Annotated in this window: 22 protein-coding genes; 7 read left to right on the forward strand and 15 right to left on the reverse strand. The window is 71.8% G+C overall.

Annotated elements, in window-relative coordinates; genetic code table 11:
• Positions 1-40: 40 nt before the first annotated feature.
• Positions 41-1,105 carry a sugar ABC transporter substrate-binding protein gene (locus tag H4687_RS42275; RefSeq protein ID WP_046916363.1) on the reverse strand — a complete coding sequence of 355 codons (1,065 nt, stop codon included), beginning with the start codon at positions 1,103-1,105 and terminating at the stop codon, positions 41-43.
• A 519-nt stretch (positions 1,106-1,624) separates the two neighbouring features.
• On the opposite strand from H4687_RS42275, the gene pgm reads away from it, so the two are divergent.
• On the forward strand, positions 1,625-3,265 hold the full coding sequence (pgm, locus tag H4687_RS42280; protein WP_046916362.1) for a phosphoglucomutase (alpha-D-glucose-1,6-bisphosphate-dependent): 1,641 nt from the start codon (positions 1,625-1,627) through the stop codon (positions 3,263-3,265).
• A 173-nt stretch (positions 3,266-3,438) separates the two neighbouring features.
• Positions 3,439-4,503, forward strand: a complete 1,065-nt coding sequence (locus H4687_RS42285) for a helix-turn-helix domain-containing protein (RefSeq protein ID WP_078907396.1) — start codon at positions 3,439-3,441, stop codon at positions 4,501-4,503.
• Positions 4,504-4,564: 61 nt separating this feature from the next.
• On the opposite strand, the gene H4687_RS47035 is transcribed toward H4687_RS42285, so the two are convergent.
• The 5 genes from H4687_RS47035 to H4687_RS42305 are packed head-to-tail and all read right to left on the reverse strand — an operon-like array spanning position 4,565 to position 7,357.
• Positions 4,565-4,930, reverse strand: a complete 366-nt coding sequence (locus H4687_RS47035) for a D-Ala-D-Ala carboxypeptidase family metallohydrolase (protein ID WP_233443540.1) — start codon at positions 4,928-4,930, stop codon at positions 4,565-4,567.
• Positions 4,931-4,939: 9 nt separating this feature from the next.
• Positions 4,940-5,149 carry a peptidoglycan-binding domain-containing protein gene (locus H4687_RS47040; protein WP_318787728.1) on the reverse strand — a complete coding sequence of 70 codons (210 nt, stop codon included), beginning with the start codon at positions 5,147-5,149 and terminating at the stop codon, positions 4,940-4,942.
• A 14-nt stretch (positions 5,150-5,163) separates the two neighbouring features.
• Positions 5,164-5,580, reverse strand: coding sequence for a hypothetical protein (locus H4687_RS42295; protein WP_046916360.1), 417 nt, complete (start codon positions 5,578-5,580; stop codon positions 5,164-5,166).
• A 24-nt stretch (positions 5,581-5,604) separates the two neighbouring features.
• Positions 5,605-5,985 carry a hypothetical protein gene (locus H4687_RS42300; protein ID WP_046916359.1) on the reverse strand — a complete coding sequence of 127 codons (381 nt, stop codon included), beginning with the start codon at positions 5,983-5,985 and terminating at the stop codon, positions 5,605-5,607.
• A gap of 25 nt (positions 5,986-6,010) precedes the next feature.
• Positions 6,011-7,357 carry a GH25 family lysozyme gene (locus H4687_RS42305; protein WP_097248749.1) on the reverse strand — a complete coding sequence of 449 codons (1,347 nt, stop codon included), beginning with the start codon at positions 7,355-7,357 and terminating at the stop codon, positions 6,011-6,013.
• A gap of 419 nt (positions 7,358-7,776) precedes the next feature.
• Between H4687_RS42305 and H4687_RS42310 the strand changes: the two genes are divergently transcribed.
• From H4687_RS42310 to H4687_RS42325, 4 genes are all read left to right on the forward strand, one after another.
• On the forward strand, positions 7,777-9,357 hold the full coding sequence (locus H4687_RS42310) for an RICIN domain-containing protein (RefSeq protein ID WP_233443541.1): 1,581 nt from the start codon (positions 7,777-7,779) through the stop codon (positions 9,355-9,357).
• A 212-nt stretch (positions 9,358-9,569) separates the two neighbouring features.
• Complete coding sequence (locus tag H4687_RS42315) at positions 9,570-10,538, forward strand: alpha/beta hydrolase (RefSeq protein ID WP_050398911.1); 969 nt, start codon at positions 9,570-9,572, stop codon at positions 10,536-10,538.
• A gap of 173 nt (positions 10,539-10,711) precedes the next feature.
• A complete protein-coding gene (locus H4687_RS42320; protein ID WP_046915352.1) occupies positions 10,712-11,572 on the forward strand; it encodes an alpha/beta fold hydrolase in 861 nt (286 codons plus the stop codon).
• 135 nt (positions 11,573-11,707) lie between these two features.
• Positions 11,708-12,271, forward strand: coding sequence for a snapalysin family zinc-dependent metalloprotease (locus H4687_RS42325; RefSeq protein WP_046915351.1), 564 nt, complete (start codon positions 11,708-11,710; stop codon positions 12,269-12,271).
• 162 nt (positions 12,272-12,433) lie between these two features.
• Here H4687_RS42325 and H4687_RS42330 read toward each other — a convergent pair whose 3' ends face one another.
• From H4687_RS42330 to H4687_RS42345, 4 genes are all read right to left on the reverse strand, one after another.
• Positions 12,434-12,868 (reverse strand): hypothetical protein, encoded by a 435-nt coding sequence (locus H4687_RS42330; RefSeq protein ID WP_046915350.1) that lies wholly within the window; start codon positions 12,866-12,868, stop codon positions 12,434-12,436.
• Positions 12,869-12,936: 68 nt separating this feature from the next.
• Complete coding sequence (locus H4687_RS42335; protein WP_046915349.1) at positions 12,937-14,388, reverse strand: FG-GAP and VCBS repeat-containing protein; 1,452 nt, start codon at positions 14,386-14,388, stop codon at positions 12,937-12,939.
• Between the two features lie 141 nt (positions 14,389-14,529).
• Positions 14,530-16,569 (reverse strand): hypothetical protein, encoded by a 2,040-nt coding sequence (locus tag H4687_RS42340; RefSeq protein WP_159026142.1) that lies wholly within the window; start codon positions 16,567-16,569, stop codon positions 14,530-14,532.
• A 222-nt stretch (positions 16,570-16,791) separates the two neighbouring features.
• Entirely contained in the window at positions 16,792-17,331 is a 540-nt protein-coding gene (locus H4687_RS42345; protein WP_046915356.1) for a DUF4396 domain-containing protein, read from the reverse strand.
• Between the two features lie 214 nt (positions 17,332-17,545).
• Between H4687_RS42345 and H4687_RS42350 the strand changes: the two genes are divergently transcribed.
• Positions 17,546-18,244: a DUF5134 domain-containing protein gene (locus tag H4687_RS42350; RefSeq protein WP_078907397.1), complete on the forward strand. Its 699-nt coding sequence runs from the start codon at positions 17,546-17,548 to the stop codon at positions 18,242-18,244.
• 77 nt (positions 18,245-18,321) lie between these two features.
• Here H4687_RS42350 and H4687_RS42355 read toward each other — a convergent pair whose 3' ends face one another.
• The 5 genes from H4687_RS42355 to H4687_RS42375 all read right to left on the reverse strand — a co-directional run bounded on the left by H4687_RS42355 (position 18,322) and on the right by H4687_RS42375 (position 21,658).
• Complete coding sequence (locus H4687_RS42355; RefSeq protein ID WP_046915347.1) at positions 18,322-19,239, reverse strand: M56 family metallopeptidase; 918 nt, start codon at positions 19,237-19,239, stop codon at positions 18,322-18,324.
• Positions 19,236-19,604, reverse strand: a complete 369-nt coding sequence (locus H4687_RS42360) for a BlaI/MecI/CopY family transcriptional regulator (protein ID WP_046915346.1) — start codon at positions 19,602-19,604, stop codon at positions 19,236-19,238. The genes H4687_RS42355 and H4687_RS42360 overlap by 4 nt, the downstream gene beginning before the upstream one ends.
• A 191-nt stretch (positions 19,605-19,795) precedes the next feature.
• The gene (locus H4687_RS42365) at positions 19,796-20,452 is read right to left on the reverse strand and encodes a DUF305 domain-containing protein (protein WP_046915345.1); all 657 of its coding nucleotides are present in this window, start codon (positions 20,450-20,452) and stop codon (positions 19,796-19,798) included.
• Positions 20,453-20,547: 95 nt separating this feature from the next.
• Positions 20,548-21,012 carry a DUF6153 family protein gene (locus H4687_RS42370; RefSeq protein ID WP_046915344.1) on the reverse strand — a complete coding sequence of 155 codons (465 nt, stop codon included), beginning with the start codon at positions 21,010-21,012 and terminating at the stop codon, positions 20,548-20,550.
• A 160-nt stretch (positions 21,013-21,172) separates the two neighbouring features.
• On the reverse strand, positions 21,173-21,658 hold the full coding sequence (locus H4687_RS42375) for a MarR family winged helix-turn-helix transcriptional regulator (RefSeq protein ID WP_046915343.1): 486 nt from the start codon (positions 21,656-21,658) through the stop codon (positions 21,173-21,175).
• Positions 21,659-21,693: the final 35 nt, after the last annotated feature.

Raw genomic sequence — 21,693 nt, forward strand, 5'->3', positions numbered from 1 at the left:
CGCCTTGTGTTCGTGAGCCGTCGCGTTCGCCGGAGATCCGTCAGCCGAGGTTGTTGCCCCACAGCGACGAGTCGTCGCTCTTGACGCTGGGCACGCCGCCGTAGGTGCCGCCGTCGGCGGTCACGAGCGGTGCGGAGAGCTGGTCCTCCAGCAGACCGTCACGGACCTGGATGATCGTGCTGTCGTGGTCGGTCTTGCCGGGCTTGAACTTCTTCCCGTCGATCGCGGCCTTCAGGTAGTACAGGGCGTACTTGGCGTAGAGGTCGGCCGGCTGGGAGACGGTGGCGTCGATCTTGCCCGCCGCTATCGACTTCAGCTCCTCGGGGATGCCGTCGTTGGAGACGACGAAGACGTGCTTCTTGTTCTTCGGGTCGACCAGCAGGCCCTTCTGCTTGAGGACCTGGAGGGTGCCGGACAGGGCGAAGCTGGACTGCATGTAGATGCCCTTGATGTCCGGGTTGGCGGTCAGGTCCGTCTGCAGCTTCTGCGCGGCGACGGCGCCGTCCCAGTTGGTGGCCTCACCGAACACCTTGATGTCCGGGTAGTCCTTCTTCATGCACTCGTTGAACGCCTCGGTGCGGTCACGGCCGTTGATGGAGTCCAGGCCGCCCTGGAGCATGACGACCTTGCCCTTGCCGCCGAGCTTCGTGCCGAGGTACTGGCACGCCTTCTCGCCGTACGCCCGGTTGTCGGCGCGCACGACCATGTAGACCTTGCCGCTGTCGGGGCGGGTGTCGACGGTGACGACCGGGATCTTCTTGGCCCCCAGCTGCGCCAGGGTGGGCGCGATGGCGGCGGTGTCCTGCGGGGCCATCGCCAGGCCCTTGACGCCCTGGCTGATGAAGGTCTGGGCGTTGGCGGTCAGCTTGGCGACGTCGTTCTGCGAGTTGGTGGTCTTCAGGGAGAGGCCCAGTTCCTTGGCGTACTCCGGCGTGTACTTGATGTACGAGTTCCAGAAGTCGGCGTCGGAGCGCGGGTAGTCGACGCCGACCAGCGGCTCGGAGTCGCTCGACGCGGTGGTGCCGCCGGATCCGCCGCAGGCGGTCAGCAGCGCCAGGGCGGAGAGGGCGGAGGCGGCGGAACAGAGGACGGTTCTGACTCTCATCGGTGATTCCTCACGCTGGTCCCGGAGCGGGAGATGTTTCGTGTGGGCGTCGACTGTGTGTCGACGTCGAGGGAGAGATGGGATGTATTTTTAGGCCGGGAGCGATCCTGTGTCTAGCCCCTCGTATGTTTTGCCGGTAAATGCCGGTTGATCGCGCGCTTCTGCGCCGAGGGGGTCGTGGGGGTGAATGAATCCATCCCATTAATCGTGGTCGGTTCGTGATGTGGCCGAAACAGGCGGGCCCGTCGGCGCGTGCGATGCCCTGACGGGACGAACGCGAGCGGAAGGCACTGGTCGACGCGAGCGGAAGGCACTGGTCAAGCGGGCATGGCGGAGGTGACGCGGGCGCATACCTCTGAGGCTCGCGCGCCCGCCGTCGACCCCGTTCGCTCGCGCCCCCGCCGTCGACCGCCGTTCGCCCGTGTCTCGCCGGCCCCTCGACGTGCGTGCGTGTCGGCGGTCCGGGCGGGGGAGAATGGGTGCCGAACCCTACGGTCGGCCATTGCGGAGGAGCGGGACATGCAGGACGCGCGAGCAGGGCAGGTCGCCGGACCCGAGGATCTCGTCGACGTGGCCCGCCTGGTCACGGCGTACTACGCACTCCACCCCGACCCGGCCGAGCCCGGACAACGGGTGGCGTTCGGCACCTCCGGACACCGCGGCTCGTCCCTCGCGGCGGCGTTCAACGAGGACCACATCGCCGCCACCAGCCAGGCCATCTGCGAGTACCGCACCGCGCAGGGCACCGACGGCCCCCTCTTCCTCGGCGCCGACACCCACGCCCTGTCCGAGCCCGCCCGGATCACGGCACTGGAGGTGTTCGCCGCCAACGACGTGACCGTCCTCATCGACCAGACCGACGGCTACACGCCCACCCCGGCGGTCTCGCACGCCATCCTCACCCACAACCGCGGCCGCGCCTCAGGCCTGGCCGACGGTGTGGTGGTCACCCCCTCGCACAACCCGCCCGCCGACGGCGGCTTCAAGTACAACCCGCCGAGCGGCGGCCCCGCCGGGTCCGAGGCGACCTCCTGGATCCAGGACCGGGCCAACGAGATCATCAGCGGCGGCATGAAGGACGTCCGGCGCATCCCCTGCACCCGCGCCCTGGCCGCGCCCGGCACCGGCCGCCACGACTTCCTCGGCGCCTACGCGGCCGACCTGCCGAACGTCCTGGATCTGGACGCGATCCGGTCCGCCGGCGTTCGCATCGGCGCCGATCCGCTCGGCGGCGCCTCCGTCGCCTACTGGGGCCGGATCGCCGAACAGCACCGACTCGACCTGACGGTGGTGAACCCGCTCACCGACCCCACCTGGCGCTTCATGACGCTGGACTGGGACGGCAAGATCCGTATGGACTGCTCCTCGCCGTACGCCATGGCCTCACTCATCGAGCGGCGCGACCGGTTCGACATCTCCACCGGCAACGACGCCGACGCCGACCGGCACGGCATCGTCACGCCGGACGGGGGCCTGATGAACCCCAACCACTATCTGGCCGTGGCCATCTCCTACCTCTTCTCGCACCGGGAGCGGTGGCCCGAGGGCGCCGGGATCGGCAAGACGCTGGTGTCGTCCTCCATGATCGACCGGGTCGCGGCCGACGTCGGCCGCCCCCTCGTCGAAGTTCCCGTCGGCTTCAAGTGGTTCGTGGACGGACTGGCCGACGGCACCCTCGGCTTCGGCGGCGAGGAGTCGGCCGGCGCGTCCTTCCTGCGCCGCGACGGCTCGGTGTGGACCACCGACAAGGACGGCATCATCCTGGCCCTGCTCGCCTCGGAGATCACGGCGGTCACCGGCAGGACCCCGTCGCAGCACTACGCGCAGCTCACCGACCGTTTCGGTGCCCCCGCCTACGCGCGCGTCGACGCCCCCGCCACCCGTGAGGAGAAGGCGCTCCTCGCCAAGCTCTCCCCGCGCCAGGTCACCGCCGACACCCTGGCCGGCGAGCGGGTCACCACGGTCCTCACCGAGGCCCCCGGCAACGGCGCCGCCCTCGGCGGCATCAAGGTCGTCACCGACAACGCCTGGTTCGCGGCCCGCCCTTCGGGCACCGAGGACGTCTACAAGATCTACGCGGAGTCCTTCCTCGGCCCGGACCATCTGGGACGTATCCAGGAGGAGGCCAGGTCGGTGGTGCTCGCCGCGCTCAGCGCGTGACGCGGACGAGTCCCCCGGTCCGGGCGGCGTCGCCCAGGACGGGTCGACATTCTTTCAAATACCGTCAGGCGCAAGGGTGTTGACGGTCATCTTCCGGTAGCGAACGGGCGCACGCACGTCCTCCCGAGGTGTAGCTTCTCCCCGTCAGTAGGGGCTTGAGCAAGGGTGGACGTGTGGTTGCCTCTCCGCATGCGGACAAGTTTGCCGCCTGCCTTCGGATGCTGAAGGACCGCAGCGGCCGGGGCTACGACCGCCTCGGCAAGGAGGCCGGAGTCAGTGGCTCCAGCCTGCACCGGTACTGCTCCGGCCTCAGCGTCCCGACGGACTACCGGGTGGTGCACGCCTTCGCCAAGGTGTGCGGGGCCAGCGCGGAGGAACTGCGCGAGGTCCACCGGCTGTGGGCGCTGGCGGACACCGACCGGGACACGCCGGCCGTGACCGAGGAGGCGGACCCCGGCCCCGCGGAACCTGCCGGGCCCGAGCCCCTCGCGACGGAGCCCGCGCCGGACGACATCACTCCGCCGGAGCCTGTCCCCGGCGAGCCCGCGCGGCCTCGCCGGTTCCGGGTGCCGGAGACGCTGACGTCCCGTTTCGCGGTCCTGGCCGCGGCGGTCGTGGTCACACTGGTGGCCGGCTTGGTGTGGCTGCCGGCGGGGGCCCCGGCCGGTGCCTCACCGGCGCGCGACGACAGGCTGCTGTACTCACCCGCGTGCGAGTCGGTGAGCATGGGACAGCACGACGCGTGCGTACGCGAGGTCCAGACCCTGCTGACGCGGGCCAAGGGCAGGCTCGCCGTCGACGGCGACTTCGGGCCGGAGACCCTGCGCAGACTGACCGCCTTCCAGGTGCTGGCGGGCGTGCCGGCCAGGAGCGTCGTCGACGACGCCACCAAGAAGGCGCTCTACGGGCACACGGTCAGCATGGCGACCTGGTCGCCGGCCAGGGTGACGAAGCGGATCCGTGCGGTGTTCGTCGAGGATCCCGACACCGCCGTGGCCATCGCCCGCTGTTCGTCGTTCCTCGACCCGCTGTGGGTGCTGCCCAACACCAACGGCAGCCGCAACTGGGGCGTGTTCCAGATCTCCGACGCCAGTCTGCGGGAGCTGGACGGCACACCGCTGCGGGCGTTCGACCCCGAGTGGAACATCGAGGCGGCCCACCGACTGTGGAGCGTGCGGCGCGACTTCCACGACTGGCCCTCCTGCGAGGCGGCGCTGAAGGACACTCCGAAGCACTGAGGCCACAAGGCCCGGGTGCCGCCGCCGCGGCACCCGGACCTCCCTGATCACGGCGGCGACGTCAGACCGTGCCGCTCTCCCACCACCAGTCGCGGCCCAGGTCGGCACGGCTGTCGACGTGCTGGTGGTCCACGGTGTACCGCTCCAGCCCGGAGAACCCGCAGGTCTCCGCCTTCTGGTAGACGGTCTTGGTGGCGACGCCGGGCACGTCGAGATCGGCCGCGGTGCCGTACAGGTGCATGCTGTCGGAGGCTCCGCCGATCTCGGCGTTGTGCGCGATGCTCCGGAAGCCGGAGTCGACCGTGATCGGCTTGTCGCCCAGCTTCTTGCGCAGCGCCTCCAGCTTGTACATGCAGCGGCGGGCGTTCTCCTTCACCTGCGCCGCGCTCGCCTTGCCGCCGTTGAAGGCGCCGCTCGACTGGTCCACGAACTCGCTTCAGTCGAAGTGGGCCGTGGAACCGTCCGACTGCTCCAGCGCGTTGAGCTTCGCCTGCGTGTTGGGGCCGGCGACGCCGTCGGCGGTGAGACTGTACGCCGCCTGGAACCGGCGTACGGCCGCGGCCGTGCCGGGACCGAAGTCCCCGTCGATGCCGACCCGGCTGTGGCTGGGGCTGTCGGCGGCCCAGCCCGCGACCCTGATCTGCACCGGGTGGTGTGTGATCAGTAGGCGATCTGGAACGTGACGTTCTGCGCGTCGGTGTCGTAGGCGTGTACGCGCAGGACGAAGTGGGTGCCGTCCCGGACGTCGGTGGCGACGGTCGCCCAGGCGGTGCCCTGGGTGGAGTACGTGTCGCCGTGGTTGCACCGGGTGGTGTGGTCGACGAACACCACACAGGCGTCCAGGTACACCCCCGGCTCGTCCGTGATCAGACGCATGTTGATGTCCCCGCACCGCGAGGACGTGGTGTAGGTGCCGTACTCCCTGGCCGCAGCGGAGTAGCGGTACGTCAGGGTCTTCGCGCCGCCGTAGCAGCTGACGGCGGCGGTCGAGGACTGCGCGGAGGCGGGTGCGACGCCCGCTCCCAGCAGTGCGGCGGCGGTGCACAGAGCGGTGGCGAAAGCCTTGCTGCGGATCATGGTGGTCTCCGATGGGTGGGGGTGTCAGAAGGCGATCTGCAGGACGGCGTCGTCGCCCTCCAGGGGCACGCCGGCGACGACCGTGCACCTGCTGCCGTCCAGGACGTCGGTGGCGATGGTCGTCCAGCCACGGCCGACCCTGGTCACGCGGTTGCAGGTGCCGGAGTGCGCGAACTTCACGCAGGCGTTCACGTGGTCGGCGGTTCCGCCGGTGACGCGCAGGTTGATGTCCTGGCAGCGGCTCGTGGTCCGGTAGGGGCCGAATTCGAGCGCGTTCCCGTAGCGCACGGTGACGGCGCCGCCGTAGCAGGAGGTCGCCGCGGCGGCCGAGGCGGGAGCGGGAACGGTGAAGCCCAGGGCGACGAGCAGCACGACGAGGAACGCGCGTGCGAAGCGGAGGGTCATGCGGTTCTCCTGTGGGCGAGCGGGCTCAACGATTGGCCAGACGGTCCAGATCGGCCTGGGTGCCGTTGAACACGTCGGCGGTCGCCGGGGCCTGGATGCCGGGGAAGATCGCGGCGTCGGTGTACTGCCACATCGCCCAGGTCGTCGAGCCGTTCGGCAGGGGCGGCTGGGTGATCGACTGGCGGTAGTCCGCGAGCTGCAGCGGATAGCGGGCGAAGGCGGTGGTCGACCCCAGGCAGTCGTCGAGGAAGGACTTCTGGGTGTAGATCATCGGAGTGCGGCCGAAGGCCGCCTCCACCCGGTCGAGCCAGGCCTTGGCGTCGTCCACCGTGCCGTAGGTGGGGCAGTTGCCGCTGCCGTCGTCCATGCGTTCCAGGTCGAAGACCGGCGGCAGGTCGCCGGCCCGCTGCCCGGTGTAGCCGGTCGCCCGCACAGCGGCGATGAACCGGTCGGCCTGCGCGCCGCCCGTGTCGGGCACCGTGCCCGTGTAGAAGTGGTACGGCGCGACGGCCAGTCCCGCCGCCCTGGCTCCCTGGAGGTCGGCGGTGAGGTAGTCGTCCGTCACGTTCATGCCCCGGGTGGCCTTGACCGTCGCGAACTCCACGCCCGAGGCCCGTACGGCCCTCCAGTCGATCGGCGCGCCGGCCGGGTGCTGGTACTTGGCCGTGTCCAGGCCGTCGATCGGGTAGCCGGCCGGGCGCGGCGGCGTGCAGTACGCGCCACGGCTGGACCAGTCCACGAGCTTCGCCCAGGTGTTCGGGCCCACGACGCCGTCGGCGCCGAGGTTGGCACAGTGCTGGAACTCGACGACCCGGGACTCCGTCCCGCCCCCGAAGTCGCCGTCGATCGACAGCTGGGGATAGTGGAACGGCTCCATGGCCAGGTTCAGCCGGCACTGCACCTCTTTGACCTCGACGCCCTTCGCGCCCCGTCGCAGCGACGGCCGCGTGTCGGTGTGGCCGCACAGGGCCGCCTGCGCGGTGCCCGAGGTGCCCTGGTCGGCGCAGGTGCGCGGTTGGGCGGCCCAGGTGTTCAGCGCGGCCCAGGTGTTCGGGCCGAGCACGCCGTCGACGCCCAGCCCGGCGCACCGCTGGAAGTCCTTGACGCGCGTCTCCGTCGCCGCCCCGTACGAGCCGTCCGCCGCGATCGGCGTGTACCGGCTCGGCTTCGTCGCCAGGTTCAGCTCGCACTGCGCCTCGAACGTCGAGGCACCTGTCGATCCCCGCTGCAGCGTGGGCTGTGCGCTCGTGTGCCCGCAGACCGCCACCGCGGTGACTGCGGACGGCGCCGCCTGCACCGCCGTGGGCCCGTACAGGGGCAGGACCGCTGCCACGGCGAGGGTCAGGCCCCGCAGAAGCGTCCTCTGTGCCATCTGGTGTTCCCCTCTGGTGAGAGGCCGGAGGTGCCCGGCCGCCGGTCATGCTGGCAAGGGCCGCCCCGGGGCAGGAGCCCTCGCCGACAGGCTGGGACGCCGGGACGGCCGCGCACCCGTGAGCTGCGACCACGGACTACCGCTGGGACGCACACGGGACACGGGGGGCGTGGTCCCCGGACGCCGGACAGGAAGCCGGCCCGTCCCTTCGGAACCGATCCGGCGGCATGCGGCGACCGCTGCTGAACCGTGTAACCGTTCGAGACGTACTTCTGGGCGAACGGATGGCCGCGATCTTCCGGCGCGGGCGTTGAGCGCGGAGCCGCGGACGGCCGTATCGAGCGTACGGAACAGGGAGGGGACCGGATTTCATGGAAGGTGCTCCCGTGGTGGTGGCTCCGAGTCGCGGAGGAGAGCGCGTGACGCCCGGAACGGATGCCGGCTTCGAGCCGGCCGAGCCCCCGGAGTTCGCTCGGACAGAGCCCCCGGAGTTCGCGCGGACCGAGTCCCTGGACGGCGAACGTGGAGCGGGGGTGCCCTCGGCCGGTGAACTGCTGGCGCTGCACGGCCCGTCCGTCCTGCGCTACGCGACACTGTGCGCGGAGCCGAACCGGGGCGCCGCGGAACGGCTGGCCGGGCTGGCGTTCCGCACCACCTACGGCGACGCGGCGGCACACGCCGGAGCCGACTTTCCCTGGCGGCCGCGACTGCTCGCGGCGGTCCTCGACGCCGCCCGGGAGTGGAGCGCGGACGACAGGCGTTCGTCCCTCCACCCGGACCTGCGGGGCGACGCGGCCGGTGGGACGCGCCGCGCGGTGTCCGGCAAGGACCGGGGGAGCGCCGCCAGGGGCCTGGTTCTGCGCGCCTACCGAGACCTGCCGCACCGCACGCAGGCGCTGCTGTGGCACACCGTGGTCGAGGACGAGGACATCGAGGTGGTGGCGCCCCTGCTCGGCGCGGAACCCTCTCTGCTGAACCCCGAGCGCGCCCGCACGCTCCTGCGCGACGAGTGCGTACGGGTCCACCTCGACCGTGCTCCCGACGAGCGCTGCCGCCGCCTCAACCGGCTCATCGACGTCCACGCCCGCCGGGGGTCCGCCGAGATGATGGCGGAGGTACGCGACCACCTGGACGGCTGCGTCTACTGCGAGGCGGCCGTGGACCAGCTCGACCAGTCCCCCCAACGGCTCCCCGTGCTGCTCGCGGAGGCGGTCCTGGGATTCCGGGCGGCGGACTACTTCGCGACCCGGCCCGGCCGTCAGGCCCGGGCGCGGGCGGCGGTTCGCGTGCCGTCCGAGCCCGTCCCGCGGCCCGAGGAGGCGGAGCCCCGGCCGGCGGGCGCGCGCCAGCCCGTACCGCGACGGCCCCGGTGGCCGTTGCTGGCCGCCCTGGGGGTGGTGCTGTGCGGAGTGATCGCGGCGTCACCCATGGCCCTCAGCGGAACGGAGGGCGACAGCGAGGCGGTGGGCGGCTCGGTGCCCGGACGAACCGCCGGCCCGACCGCGACCGCCTCCGCGCCGTCCGCCCGATCCGTTCCCCCGTCTTCCGGCACCTCCCCGGGCGCCGACGCGGCCCCGGTGACGCGGCTGCGCAACGTGCGGACGGGGCTCTGCCTGGACCTGCGCGCTTCGGCGGCGGCGCAGGGCACGCCCGCGGTGACGGCACGGTGCGCAGCGTCGGCGAGCCAGCTGTGGCGGTTCGACCGGAGCGGACACCTGCGCAACCAGGCGGCTCCCGAACTGTGCCTGAACGCCGAGCCGCAGGGCACCATAGCCCTGCGGCCGTGCGCGGCCACCGACGACGCCGAGGAGTCCGGGGAGACGCGCTACGCGTTCGCGTCCGACGGCCTCCTCACGCTCGTCGCCGAGCCCGGCGTGGCCGTGACGCCCGTCCGCCGGGCCGCGGGGGCGATCATCCTCCTGGAGCCCGTCCCGCTGGACCGGGTCCGCCGATCCCAACGCTGGCTCACCGACGAGGGGTTCACCGGCGCGGTCTCGTGAGCGCGGTCTCGCGAGCGCGCTCTCGTGAGCGTGGACTCGGTGCGCGCTGTGCCTCGTCAGTACACGCCCGGGGCGCGCTCGGATAAGCGACCGGTCTCCCGCGCCCTTAGCGTTCCGGTGTGCCGGGCGGGAGCTTCCGTACCGGCCTCTGATGGTCGCGGTGCGGATGTCACCCGTGCACCCCCGTCACCCCCGGTTCTGAGGAGATCCACATGTCTGCGTTCACCGAGCCGGTCGTACCGGTCCTGGAGCCCGCCGCCGCGGCGTTCGCCGAGGCGACGGCGAATCCGCCGTACCTGTTCGACCTCGGCCCGGTGGAGGGCCGCAAGGCCGTCGACGAGGTGCAGTCCGGAGAGATCGACAAGCCCGCCGTCGACGAGGAGTGGGTCACCGTCTCCGGCGGCCCCACCGGACAGGTGCGCGCCCGCCTCGTCCGGCCGGCCGGCGCCACCGGCACCCTTCCGGTGATCCTCTACATCCACGGCGCCGGCTGGGTGTTCGGCAACGCCCATACGCACGACCGGCTGGTGCGCGAGCTGGCCGTCGGCGCGAACGCCGCGGTCGTGTTCCCCGAGTACGACCTCTCGCCCGAGGCCCGCTATCCCGTGGCCATCGAGCAGAACTACGCGGTGGCCCGCTGGATCGTCACCGAGGGCGCCGGCCACCGGCTGGACGCCGGGCGCATCGCCGTGGCCGGTGACTCCGTGGGCGGCAACATGACCGCCGCGCTGACCCTGATGGCCAAGGAGCGGGGCGATGTCCCGCTGGTCCAGCAGGTGCTCTTCTACCCGGTGACCGACGCCGGGTTCGACACGGCGTCCTACCACCGGTTCGCCGAGGGCTACTTCCTGCGCCGCGACGCGATGCAGTGGTTCTGGGACCAGTACACGACCGACGAGCGGCAGCGGGCGGAGATCACGGCGTCCCCGTTGCGCGCCACGACCGAGCAGCTGACCGGTCTGCCGCCGGCGCTGGTCATCACCGGCGAGGCCGACGTGCTGCGCGACGAGGGCGAGGCGTACGCCAACAAGCTGCGCGAGGCCGGTGTCCCGGTCACCGCGGTCCGCTACCAGGGCGTCATCCACGACTTCGTGATGCTCAACGCCCTGCGCGGTACCCACGCCGCGGAGGCCGCGATCCACCAGGCGGTCACCGCGCTGCGTACCGCCTTCACCGCCTGACCCCGAGAAAACGGGCCCGCATGGGCCTGGCGGCTTTGGCGGCTTTGGCGGCCTTCGCGGACAGCCGCGAAGGCCGCCGGGCGGACGCGTGGTCGTCCCGTGGCGCCGCCGCCCATGCGCTACCGCGCGCTCTTCGACGCGCCCCATCAACGCACCGTTCAAGGAGTTCACCCATGACCCGAATCCCCACCGCCCGGCTCGCGCGGCACAGAGGCCGCACCGCCGTGGCCACCGCGACCGTCGTGGCGGCTCTCACGGGGTTCGTGACGCTCTCCGGGACGGCCGGAGCGACGGCCTCGGCTTCGAAGACGGACCGGCCGAGGCCGACGATCGTGCTGGAGCACGGAGCCTTCGCCGACGCGGCCGGCTGGACCGGTGTCATCAAGCGGCTGACGCGAGCGGGATATCCGGTGGTGGCCGCCGCCAACCCGCTGCGAGGACCGGCGTCCGACGCCGCGTACCTGGGTAGTGTCCTCGACCGCGTCGAGGGATCCGTGGTCCTCGTGGGGCACTCCTACGGCGGCACCGTCATCAGCGAGGCGGCGGTGGGCCGGGAGAAGAAGGTCAAGGCCCTGGTCTACGTCGCCGCGTTCCTCCCGGACCGGGGCGAGACCTCACTGGGGTTGTCGAACAAGTACCCCGGCAGCACGCTCGGCGACGCGGTCGACGCGGTGCCGTACGTCCTGCCGGACGGCGGCCAGGGGCAGGACCTCTGCATCAGGCCCGACAAGTTCCGCGGTCAGTTCGCCGCGGACGTCTCCCGTGACCAGGCGGCGATCATGGCCGCCACACAGCGGCCCATCGCCGCCGCCGCGCTGGAGGAGCCGTCCGTCGGGGCCGCGTGGAAGCGCATCCCGACGTGGTCCCTGATCGCCACGCAGGACTTCAACATCCCGCCGGCCGCGCAGCGATTCATGTCCGAGCGCGCCCACGCCCGTACCGTCGAGGTCAAGGCGTCCCACGCCGTCGCGGTGTCCCACCCTGCCTCGGTCGCCCGCCTCGTCCGCCAGGCGGCCGACGCCACGGCTCGCTGACCCGGTCGGTCGACCTCCCGGCGGGGAAGTCCCCGACTTCCCCCTCGGATTGACGGATTCACTCCCGTCACATCGGGGGAAGGGGCAGATAATGTCATGAGCACGACTGCCCCTTCCCCCACGAGGAGGTCGATCATGCACCTACGTACGCTGACCGGTGGCCTGGCCGCCGCTCTGGTCGTGTCCCTGTCCCTGACGGGTGGCCAGGCCGTGGCCGCTCCCGCCGACACGGCCGAAGTCTCCGCGGCCGCCCGTGTCTTCACCTACGACGCCAGTGGTTCGGCGGAGTTCAGAAGCGCGGTCGACCGGGGCGCGGCGATCTGGAACGAGAGTGTCGACGCCGTCGAACTGCGGCCGGTCACCGCCGGGCAACGCGCGAACATCCGGGTCCTCGCCGACAACGGCTGGCCGCGTGCCCTGCCCACGACCCTGGGCAACGGGACCGTCTACATCGGCCGCCAGGCCGTCGACCAGGGCTACAACACGATCCGCATCTCGTCCCACGAACTCGGGCACATCCTGGGGCTTCCCGACCGCAAGCCCGGGCCGTGTTCGAGCCTGATGTCCGGATCCACCGCGGGTACCGCGTGCACGAACGCGTATCCGAACGCGGCGGAGAAGGCAGAGGTCGAGGGGAACTTCGGCGGACTTCTCGTCGGGCGGGCCCCGGCGGCGCGCACCGGGGTGATCGTGGACTGAGGCGTGCCGCACCACCGCAACCGAGCGACGCCCGGCGCCCGTTGGCGCCGGCAGGCCGAGCCGGACGCCCGCCTGTGTGCCGCAGGCGGGCGTCCGCGCGTCGGGCCTCCCGCAGGGGCAGCGCCTGCCGAGGCCGTCCGGCGAGGCTGACCGGCGGCCCCGCTACGCGACCCAGCAGTACCCGCCCAGGCCCCGCCGTCGGCCGTCGCCGACGAGCGCGGCCACGTCACCCACGATCAGCTCGGCGGTCTCCGCGTCGATGACCTCGCCGTCCGCCGCCCGCAGCCCGGACCACGCGACGGCGACGTCCCGCAGCGCCTCCGGCCCGGCGTCGGCGAGGGCGGCGGACAGGCGTGGCGAGACGACGAGGACGACACACTCACCGTCGTCCCGGTCCGCCACGACGCGCGGTTCGCCGGCCTCGACGAGTTCCTCGAAGGTGCTGCCGGTGAGCAGGCACTCCCACGCGATCACGGCCTCCTCGGGATCGAAGTTGCCGAAGGACAGCGACTCGTACGCCCCGCGCGGCCCGGTCGGCACAACGGCACCCGCCGCGGTGTCGTCCGGTGCCAGGAAGAACTCGACGATGGTGCTCATGACGACATCATCCCCGAGGACCCCCGAGGACCCCCGAGGACCGATGTCGCGGGGCCGTCGGTGGCCGCTCAGCGGGCGAACACGTCCGCGAACTTCCGGCCCGCCACCACCGGGTAGCCGAAGTCCGTCGCGTTGAACGAGGTCGCCGACGTGGTCGTCAGACCGGCGGACGCGCCCCGCAGCACCCAGGCCGCCCCGTCGTCGTAGCCGTCCGGCAGGATGTCCTCGCCGTCCGCGCCGATCGCCAGATCGGCCTTGCCGTTGCCGTTGATGTCGCGCAGGCGGAGCGAGGAACCGAAGTGGTCCCCGGCCTCCGCCGCACCCGGCACCCCCGCCGTGGCCTGGTGGAAGGATTGGGCGCCGGCCGTGGTCAGGCCGTTCGGACCGCCCTTGAGAAGCACGACGTTGCCCACGTAGCGCTTGCCGTTCACGGTCTCGTCCGGGACGCCGACCGCGAGGTCCGCCCGGCCGTCGCCGGTCACGTCGCCCAGGGCGAGCGCCGCGCCGAACCTGTCGTAGACCTCGTCGGTGCCCGGGACACCGGGGCTGTCCTGGTCGTACGTGCGGCCCTTCTTCGGCAGCCCGGACGCCGAGCCGTACCGCACCCTGATCGAACCGCCCTCGGCGCCGGCTGCCTCGGCGGTGACCAGGTCCTCGTATCCGTCGCCGTTGATGTCGCCCGTCGCGACGGACGCCGACCGCCAGGCGGCGGAGCCGGTCGTCCCGTCGTCGCTGAGGACACTGTGGGAGGAGCCGATGTCGCCGGGGCCTCCGCGCAGCACACCCACGTAGTCGGGCAGCGGGAAGCCGTCCTTGTCGTACTGGCGGCCGTGCAGGATGTACTCGAAGCCGTTGCTGCCGTCCTTGGACGAGAAGTGGCCGGCCACGATGCCGTCCAGCTGGACGCCGTCCGGCAGGAAGTCCACCTCGGGGCCGAACGCGCCGTCCTGGGTGGGCCCGCCGTCGCCGTACCACCAGAACGTGTCGTTGCCGACGACGGTGAGCTGGGGGCTGCCGTCCCCGTCGAGGTCGGCGAAGGCCGCACCCTCGCCGAAGCCGGCCGCCTCGCCGCTCGGCGCGGTCAGCGCCATGCCACCGGAGGTGAACGGCTTCGCGCCGCCCCAGACGATCGTCACCGAGCCGCGCGGCTTGCCGGTGACCTCCTCGCCGGGCGCGCCGACGATCAGGTCGGCGTAGCCGTCGCGGTTCACGTCGCCGCTGGTGACGTTCTCGCCGAACCTGTCCACGCTCTCCGAGGCGCCGGGCACGCCGGGGGTGTTCTGGGTGACGTTCACGAACCGGGTGTGGCTGACGCCGGCGGCGGAGCCGAAGAGGACGGTGACCGTGCCACCGCTCGCCTTGGGCGTGCCGATGGCGAGGTCGCGGTAGCCGTCGCCGTTGAAGTCGTCCGCCGGACCGGAGGGCGCCGCCACGGCCGCGGGCACGCCGAGCCCGGTGACGGCAAGGGCGAGGGCGGCGGTGGCCGTGGCCGTGGCCACGGCCAGGGTGCGTCTGCGCAACGTAATGCTCCCGTCTGAGAATCCGACGCCCCTACGACCCTCTCGACGCACAAACGGTTGTACGGGGCGGATGACGAGATGAACGGCGGCGCCCGACCGGAGGATCGGCCGGGCGCCCCCGACTCATGAGCGGGGCCTTGCTCAGCGCACGGTGACCGAGGCCGTGGTCGCCGACCCGTCGGTCCAGCCGTACCGCTTCGCCGTCACCTTCGCGGTGATCTTGTGGCCCTTGTCGGCCTTCGCCGGTACGTACGTGGACCTGGTGGCGCCGGTGATGGTCCGGCCGTCACGCTTCCACACGTACGTGTAGGAGGTGGCCGTCGGCGACCAGGTGCCGTGCGCGGCCGTGAGCCTGTAGCCGGTCCTGTCCGTGCCGGTGATCGCGGGAGCCTTCGTGGCCCTGAGCGCGGGGCCGACCGCGACCGTGGCGGCGGCGGAGGTGGAGCGGACCGACCCGGCGTTGTTGGTGACCGTGGCCCGGCAGGACACCTTGTGCTTGTAGTCGGCGGCGGTCAGGGTGCGGGTCCTGCCGGTGGCGCCGGAGACGACCGTGCCGTCGCGCAGCCAGGACCAGGCGGTCTTGGCGCCGGTACCGGTCCAGGCGGCGTCACAGGTGACCTTGGAGCCCGTACGGACGGTCCCGCTCAGCGTGGCCTTCGAGGTGATCACGGGCTTGGTCAGCAGCGTCTGCCACTGGACCGACACCTGGCTCGTGTAGTCACCGCTGCCCACGGCCTCGCGGGACAGGACGGTGGCCCGGCCGTCGGGACCGGCCGCGACCTCACCGGACAGCGCCTCGGTGCTGGAGACGTCGGGCACAGGCTCGCTGTTGAGGGCCGTCGCCCTGCTCCACGTGCCGTCGGCGCGGACGGCCCACTGGAGGTAGTGGTCGTTCCCGTTGTCGATGCTCGGCACCTGCGGCCAGACGACCTGGACCGTGCCGTCGGCACCGATGGAGGCGTCCACGTCCCAGGTGACGTACCCGGTGGACAGTGTTCTGGGCGCGGACCAGGTGCCGGTGCTCGCGTTGCGGGTGACGGACCGTACGACGGGCTCGCCGTCGGCGCTGCTCCAGCCCACCCATACGTAGGTGAGGTCGCCGTCGGGTGCGGTGAGCGGGTCGCTGCCGTCGTCGTAGGAGAAGCCCGGGACCGCGGTCTGCACACCGCCCCAGTTCGCGGACGAGGAGGTCCGGGTGACGGACTTGAGGTCGGTGCCGGTCCCGGCGGCGTTCGCGCCGCGCCACAGCACGGTGGTGGCGCCCTTGGCGTCCGACGTCACCTGCACGACACCGTCGGTGAGGCCCACGCCGGGCAGCACGGTTCCCTCACTCCAGCTCCCGTCGGCCGTGGCGCGGGTGGCGGTGAAGACGGTGTGCTGGTTGCCGTCGGCCACCTGGTCGTAGACGTCCCACACGGCGGTGGCCGCACCGTTCGGGGTGACGGTGACGGCGAGGTCGTAGACGGACCCGGTGGTGACGGCGGCGAGCGGCTGGGGCGTGGACCAGGTGCCGGCCCCCGGGGCGCGGGTGGCCGTCATGACCTTGTAGTCGTCGAACTCGCCCTGGTCCCATACGGCGGTGAGGGTGCCGTCGGCCGCCGAGGCGAGCCGGGGCAGGCCGAGATAGGTGCCGTTGGGGTAGGTGGCGAGGGGAACCGGCTCCGACCAACTGCCCCCGCTCCAGGTGGCGGCGACGGCGGCCAGGTCCCCGTCCGGGCCCCGGCCCTCCACCCAGGTCACGACGCCCTGCCCGGTGGGTGTCACGGTCAGGACCGCCGGGGAGGTGCTCGCCCGGCCGGTGGCCAGGGTGTGGGAGGCCCCCCAGGTGCCGCTGCCGGCGGCCTTGACAGCGATGTCGAAGTCCCAGTGGGTGCCGTCGGCCGCCCGGTCGCGCCACAGCGCGAACGTGGTGCCGTCCCCGGCCGTCTTGGCGTCGATCAGCGTCTGGCGCCCGTCGGCCCCGGTCAGCGCGGTGGTGGCGCTCCATGGGCCGGCCGTCGTGGCGTAGCCGGCGGCGGCCGCCGGAGTGGCCGTGACCACGGCGGAGACGACGGCCACCGCCGTGCCGAGCGCCAGGGCGACGGCTCTCGGCCGACGCGTGCGAGGTGCCTGGGTGCGGGATGCGTGTGTGCGGGTCGTACGTATGTCGGTCGTACGCGGGGCAGGTGTGCTCGGTGCCACGACGGCTCCTGTGTCGGTGGGTGTCGCTGGTGGAACTCGACGTGGGGGGAAGTCCGTGGTGACGGTACCTGGCCTGGTGGAACGCCCGGCTGTCGGGATGGTCTAGGGATGATCAAGGTTTCACCAGGCGTCGACCGGGTGGCCCGGGGGCCGGCTCGGCGCGTGTTCGCCGGAGGGGCCGGGTGTGGTGGACGGGGACGACGTCGGTGATGGGCGGGAACGTCAGTGGTGGGCGTGGACGACGGCGTGGCCCTTGCCGCGGCCGATCATCCACTTGTTCACGGGCGTGGTGATCAGGAAGGCGACCGCGAACCCGCCGAGGAGCGCCGACCAGAACAGGCCGTCGTCGACATGGGCGTCCATCGCTCCCGGGGTGAGGGCGATGATCACGTTGTCGACCAGCTCCATCACGGCGATCGAGACGGTGTCGGCGGCCAGGGCCACCTTCAGCGCGCTCTTCCAGTCCAGTCCGGCCCGACGCACCGCGAAGAGGGTGAACGAGTAGCCGAACACGAACGCGAGCGCGATGGCCAGGACCATGGTCGGGACATTGCCCCAGCTGAGTGCGGTGCCGATGACCATGCCGAGGATCTCGCCGAGGGCGCACCCGGTCAGACAGTGCAGTGTCGCCTTAGCCGCCATGGGCCAGGAGGCGCCGCCGTGTCCCGGCCCAGGGGGCGCCCCGTGCGTGGAGTGGTCGTGGTGGCCCGCGCCGGCGGTGTGGTCCTGCCCGGCGCCGTCGTGGTGAGCGCTGTGGTCCATACCCGTCATCCCTGTTCTCGTCGGTGTCGACCTGTGCCTCGATCAGCGACAGCATATACCCCTGGGGGGTATATGGCGAGGATGGCGCGACCGCTCTCCCTCCGGATGCCACGCGCACCCCGCTGAGTCGGATCCTGGACCAGCACGTACTAAGTAGATACGTAGTGATCGACGAGCGGTGAGCCGAGATCCGGTACCGCGAAGGGGTGGTGACATGACGGGACATCTTCTTGGCTGGACACTGGCGGTGCTGGGTGCCGGGGTGGCCGTCGGGAACCTTGTCCGCATCCGGCTGGTCAGCGGCCGGGCCCGGTTCGAGGCGGGGACCGAGGTCGTCATGGGCGGCGGCATGGCCGTGATGGCGGCGCCTCCGACGGCGGCCCTCTACGGGACGTACGGCATGTGGTGGGCGACGGTGTTCGCCGTGCTCTGTCTCGTAGGCGTGGCTCTGTCCTTACGGCACGCCGCCCGGAACGGGGCTCGGCATCTCGGGCACGCCGCCCATGTGGTGATCGGCAGCGCCGCCATGGTGCTGATGACACTGGCCATGCCGGGCGCCGCATCGGGGCCCACGCTCGCCCTGGCCGGCTCGTCGGGGCACGGGCACGGCGGTACGGCCGGGACGGAGGCCATGAGCGCCGGCCACGGCGTGACCGGGGCCGCGTCCGGCTCCGCGCTCCTGTGGAGCGTCGCCTTCTGGGCGCTCGCCGCCTACTTCGTGGTCTTCGTGGCTCTGGCCGTACGCGCCCGGATGCGGGACTCGGGCGGACCGTCCGCTCCGGTCGCGGCGAAGCCCCGCCACCGTCGAGCCACCCGCGTCCCCGCCCTGTTCTGCGTACCGAACGCGCGGCTGGCCGGCCATGTCGGTATGGGGGGCTCGATGGCGACGATGCTGATGATGATGGCCGCGTGACGGTGGCCGGGTCATGCCGCCCGCGCGGTGGGGGCACCCCGAGCCGCCCCCACCGGAACTTCATAGGGGGGAACCCGTCAGCCGGCGCCGAGCGGGCAGGCGACGAGCAGGGGTAACAGAACGACGGCCGCGCTCGCGGTGACCATGACGCTCCGGAGGGCGGGATGCGGAGCGGTGCGCGGCCCGAGGATCCGCCGCATCCGGATCAGGACCGTCCGGCCTCCCGCGGCGAACGCGCCCTTCGGGGTCCGGGCCGCCGCCATCTCGTACATCGCGGTGGCCAGGGCGTCGTCGGAGTGGGCACGCAGGGCCCGGTCGTCGGCGACCAACTCCAGCAGGAGCGCCGTCTGTTCGCGGGCGTGGCGGGCCAGGGGGAGCAGGGGAAAGACCGAGTGGAACGCCGCCGTGGCGGCGAGCGCCAGATGATGGCGGCCGGCGATATGGGCCCGCTCGTGCTCCAGTACGGCCGCGAGCTGCTCCGGCGCCAACTCCCGTACGGCCGCCTCGCTGACCACGATCCTGGGCCGGCGGCCGGGCAGGCAGTAGGCGGCGGGAACGTCGTACGGCAGGACGGTGGCACCCAGCCGGGCGGAGCGGCGGCCCACCAGATCCACCGCCTTCCGGTGCCGGGACCTCGCGCGACGCGCTCGTGCGACCTGGAAGGTGAAACTGCCCGCGAGGACGGTCCCCAGCGCTGCGGGAAGGGCGACGGCGAGACGCCCAGCGGTGTCGGGGGCGGGGCCGCCCGCGCCCAGGTCGAAACCGCAGGAATGCAGCAGTCCGAGCAGCCCCTCGTGCGCGTGCCGCATGGGCATGGGCATGAACAGGTGGGAGGCGGTCAGTGCGGACCCGAGCGCGAAGGAGAGTGCGAGAGCGTGCCAGACCGTCAGGGCCAGAGCGGGTGCGCGGTGCGTCCAGCCGGCCCGCAGGAGAAGATACGGGGCGGCGCAACCCACGAGCAGCGTGTAGGTGCCGAGGGCGGCAGCCGCGTTCACGACTTCGCCTGCCGTTGTACCGCCCGCAGGGCCTTGCGCAACGCGGCCTGCTCCTCCTCGGTCATGTTCTCGACGAAGTGGACCAGCGCGGCCGGGCGGTCCTTGCTCGCGCCCAGACCGTCCTCCATCAGCGCGGCGGCGTACGCCTCCCGGCTGCGCACCGGCGAGTACAACCAGGCGCGACCTTGCTTGCCCCGCAGCAACCAGCCTTTGTTGTAGAGGATGTTGGTGACGGTCATCACCGTGGTGTAGGCGACCGGGCGGGTCCTGTTGAGATCGTCCACGACCTCGCGCACCGTCGCCGGACGGTTCCATGTCCAGAGACGGTCCATGATCTCCGCCTCCAGTTCCCCCAGCCGCCGCATGCCCCTGACTCCCTTTCGCCGCCGACACGCGCAGTGAATACGCAAGGGCATAGTAGATGGCTCGGCCGCGAGGGGAATCGTGCGTGTGTACGTGACTCCGGGGTGCGGGGTGCGCGGGCGCGTGGGGGCGGGTGCGCAGGCAGGTCGGAGCGGCGCGAGCCGACCGGAGAAGGCTCGCGCCGCGGGTGCCGTCAGAGCCGGTCGAGGATGCCCTTCAGCTGCTCGACCTCGGCGGACTGGCCCTTCACGATGTCACCGGCCATCGCCGTGGCGTCGGTGTTCTCACCGTTCTTCTGCTCGTCCCGGGCCGTGTCGATGGCGCCGTTGTGGTGCTCGATCATCATCTCGGCGAACATCTTGTCGAACTCGGCGTCCTTCAGGCCCTTGAGGTGTTCCATGTCGGAGGGGGTCATCATGCCGTCGCCCTTGCCGTCGCCGTGTTCCATACCCGGCATCGACTCGACGCCGGTCGGCTCGTTCCAGGACTTCAGCCATCCCTTCATCGTCTTGATCTCGGGGTCCTGGGCCTTCTCGATCGTCCCGGCGAGGTCCCTGATCTCCGCGTCGGAGGCCCGGTCGTCGGCGAGGCGGGCCATCTCCAGGGCCTGCTCGTGATGCGGGATCATCATCTGCGCGAACGCGACATCGGCCGCGTTGAATCCGGCGGATCCAGCCTTGTCGGAGGCGGACGTGGTCGGGGTCGCTGTCGATGCCTCGCCGCTGCCGTGGTCCATGCCGTTCATGTCGTTGCCGCAGGCGGTGAGGAACAGGGCCCCGGCTGCGAAGAGGCCGGCTGTGACGGCGCGTCGGACGTGCTTGCGGTGCCGGGCGTGCGTGAGGGCGGTCATGTCGATTCACCTCGTGGTGTGGGTTCTCTGGCGGTTCGAGAGCAGGCGAAGCCGCGGGTCCGCGCGTGCCGCGCGTTCCGCGGGAGCGGTTCGGCCTACAGCCGCAGAACTGACAGACGGGTGAGATCGGGTGTACGTGGCGGGTGCTCCTGCCGCGCGGCGGCAGCGACCTGGGCGAGGACGCGCGCCACCCGTTCCCGGCGGCGCGCGAGGGCCGACCGGAGAAGCGCGGTCAGCACCCGGACGCCGAGCAGGACCGCCACACAGAGCGACAGCATGTCCATGGCCATGGAGGGCCCGTGCGAGGACGACGGATCCCGCGCGTCCGTGCCGTGGCCGCCCGCGACGCCGCCGACGGCGACCCCCGTCGGATCGTCGCGCGAAGCCGGCACGGTCGACGAGTCCATCGCGGCCGTATGGGGCGCGGCACTCATGGTGGAGTGCGACGGCTCACGGGGATGTCCCATGCCATGCATCGCGAAGACCCCCAGAGCGAGCACGACGACGAGCAACAGCTGCCCGAGGGCACCTCCCGCGCGCACGCACCTGCTCACCCACATACGGGACTCCTCAACTGCAACGGCCGGGTCGACATCTCGCGCTCCGACCGTACCCAGTGGGAGTCGGCTCTGCCGGGGGAGTGGTCGATTTCTACTGATCTACTAAGTGGTTTAGTGAGCAACCTCACTGTGCACGACGCCCGACCGCGCGAGACGAGGCTCAGGATGCCCGACCGTCGTGGTGGTCCAGCAAGCGGAGGAGCAGTGCCACGAGTTGGTCGCGTTCCGTCGGGGTCAGTGGCGCGAGCAGTTCGTCGTGGACGTCGTCGAGGATCTTGTCGAGGCGGAGCAGGTACCGGTGGCCCCGAGGCGAGATGGTGATGATGTTGCGGCGCCGGTCGTCCGGATCGGGTGCCCGTTCGACGAGGTCTCGCCCGGCAAGTTCGTTGAGTACGCCCACCATGTCGCTGCGGTAGACGCCGGTGCGCTCGCTCAGTGCCGCCTGGCTGGCCGGGCCGATGTCCCGCAGTGAGGCGAGTACGGCGTAGTGCCACTTGCGGGCGTCGACGTGGGCCAGCCCCTCGTTCACCAGCCGGTCCGACCGTACCGACATCTGTGACAACAGGCGGCTCGCCCGTCGCCTCAGCCTGTCGGGCGTGTGGGTCGCGCCGGGATGGGGGCTGTCTCCGGTTCGGTCTCTCGTCACGGTCCCCTGCTGTCCGTTGCGTTAGTCCGACTAAC

The organism is Streptomyces stelliscabiei (assembly GCF_014873495.1).
Lineage (GTDB): Bacteria > Actinomycetota > Actinomycetes > Streptomycetales > Streptomycetaceae > Streptomyces > Streptomyces bottropensis.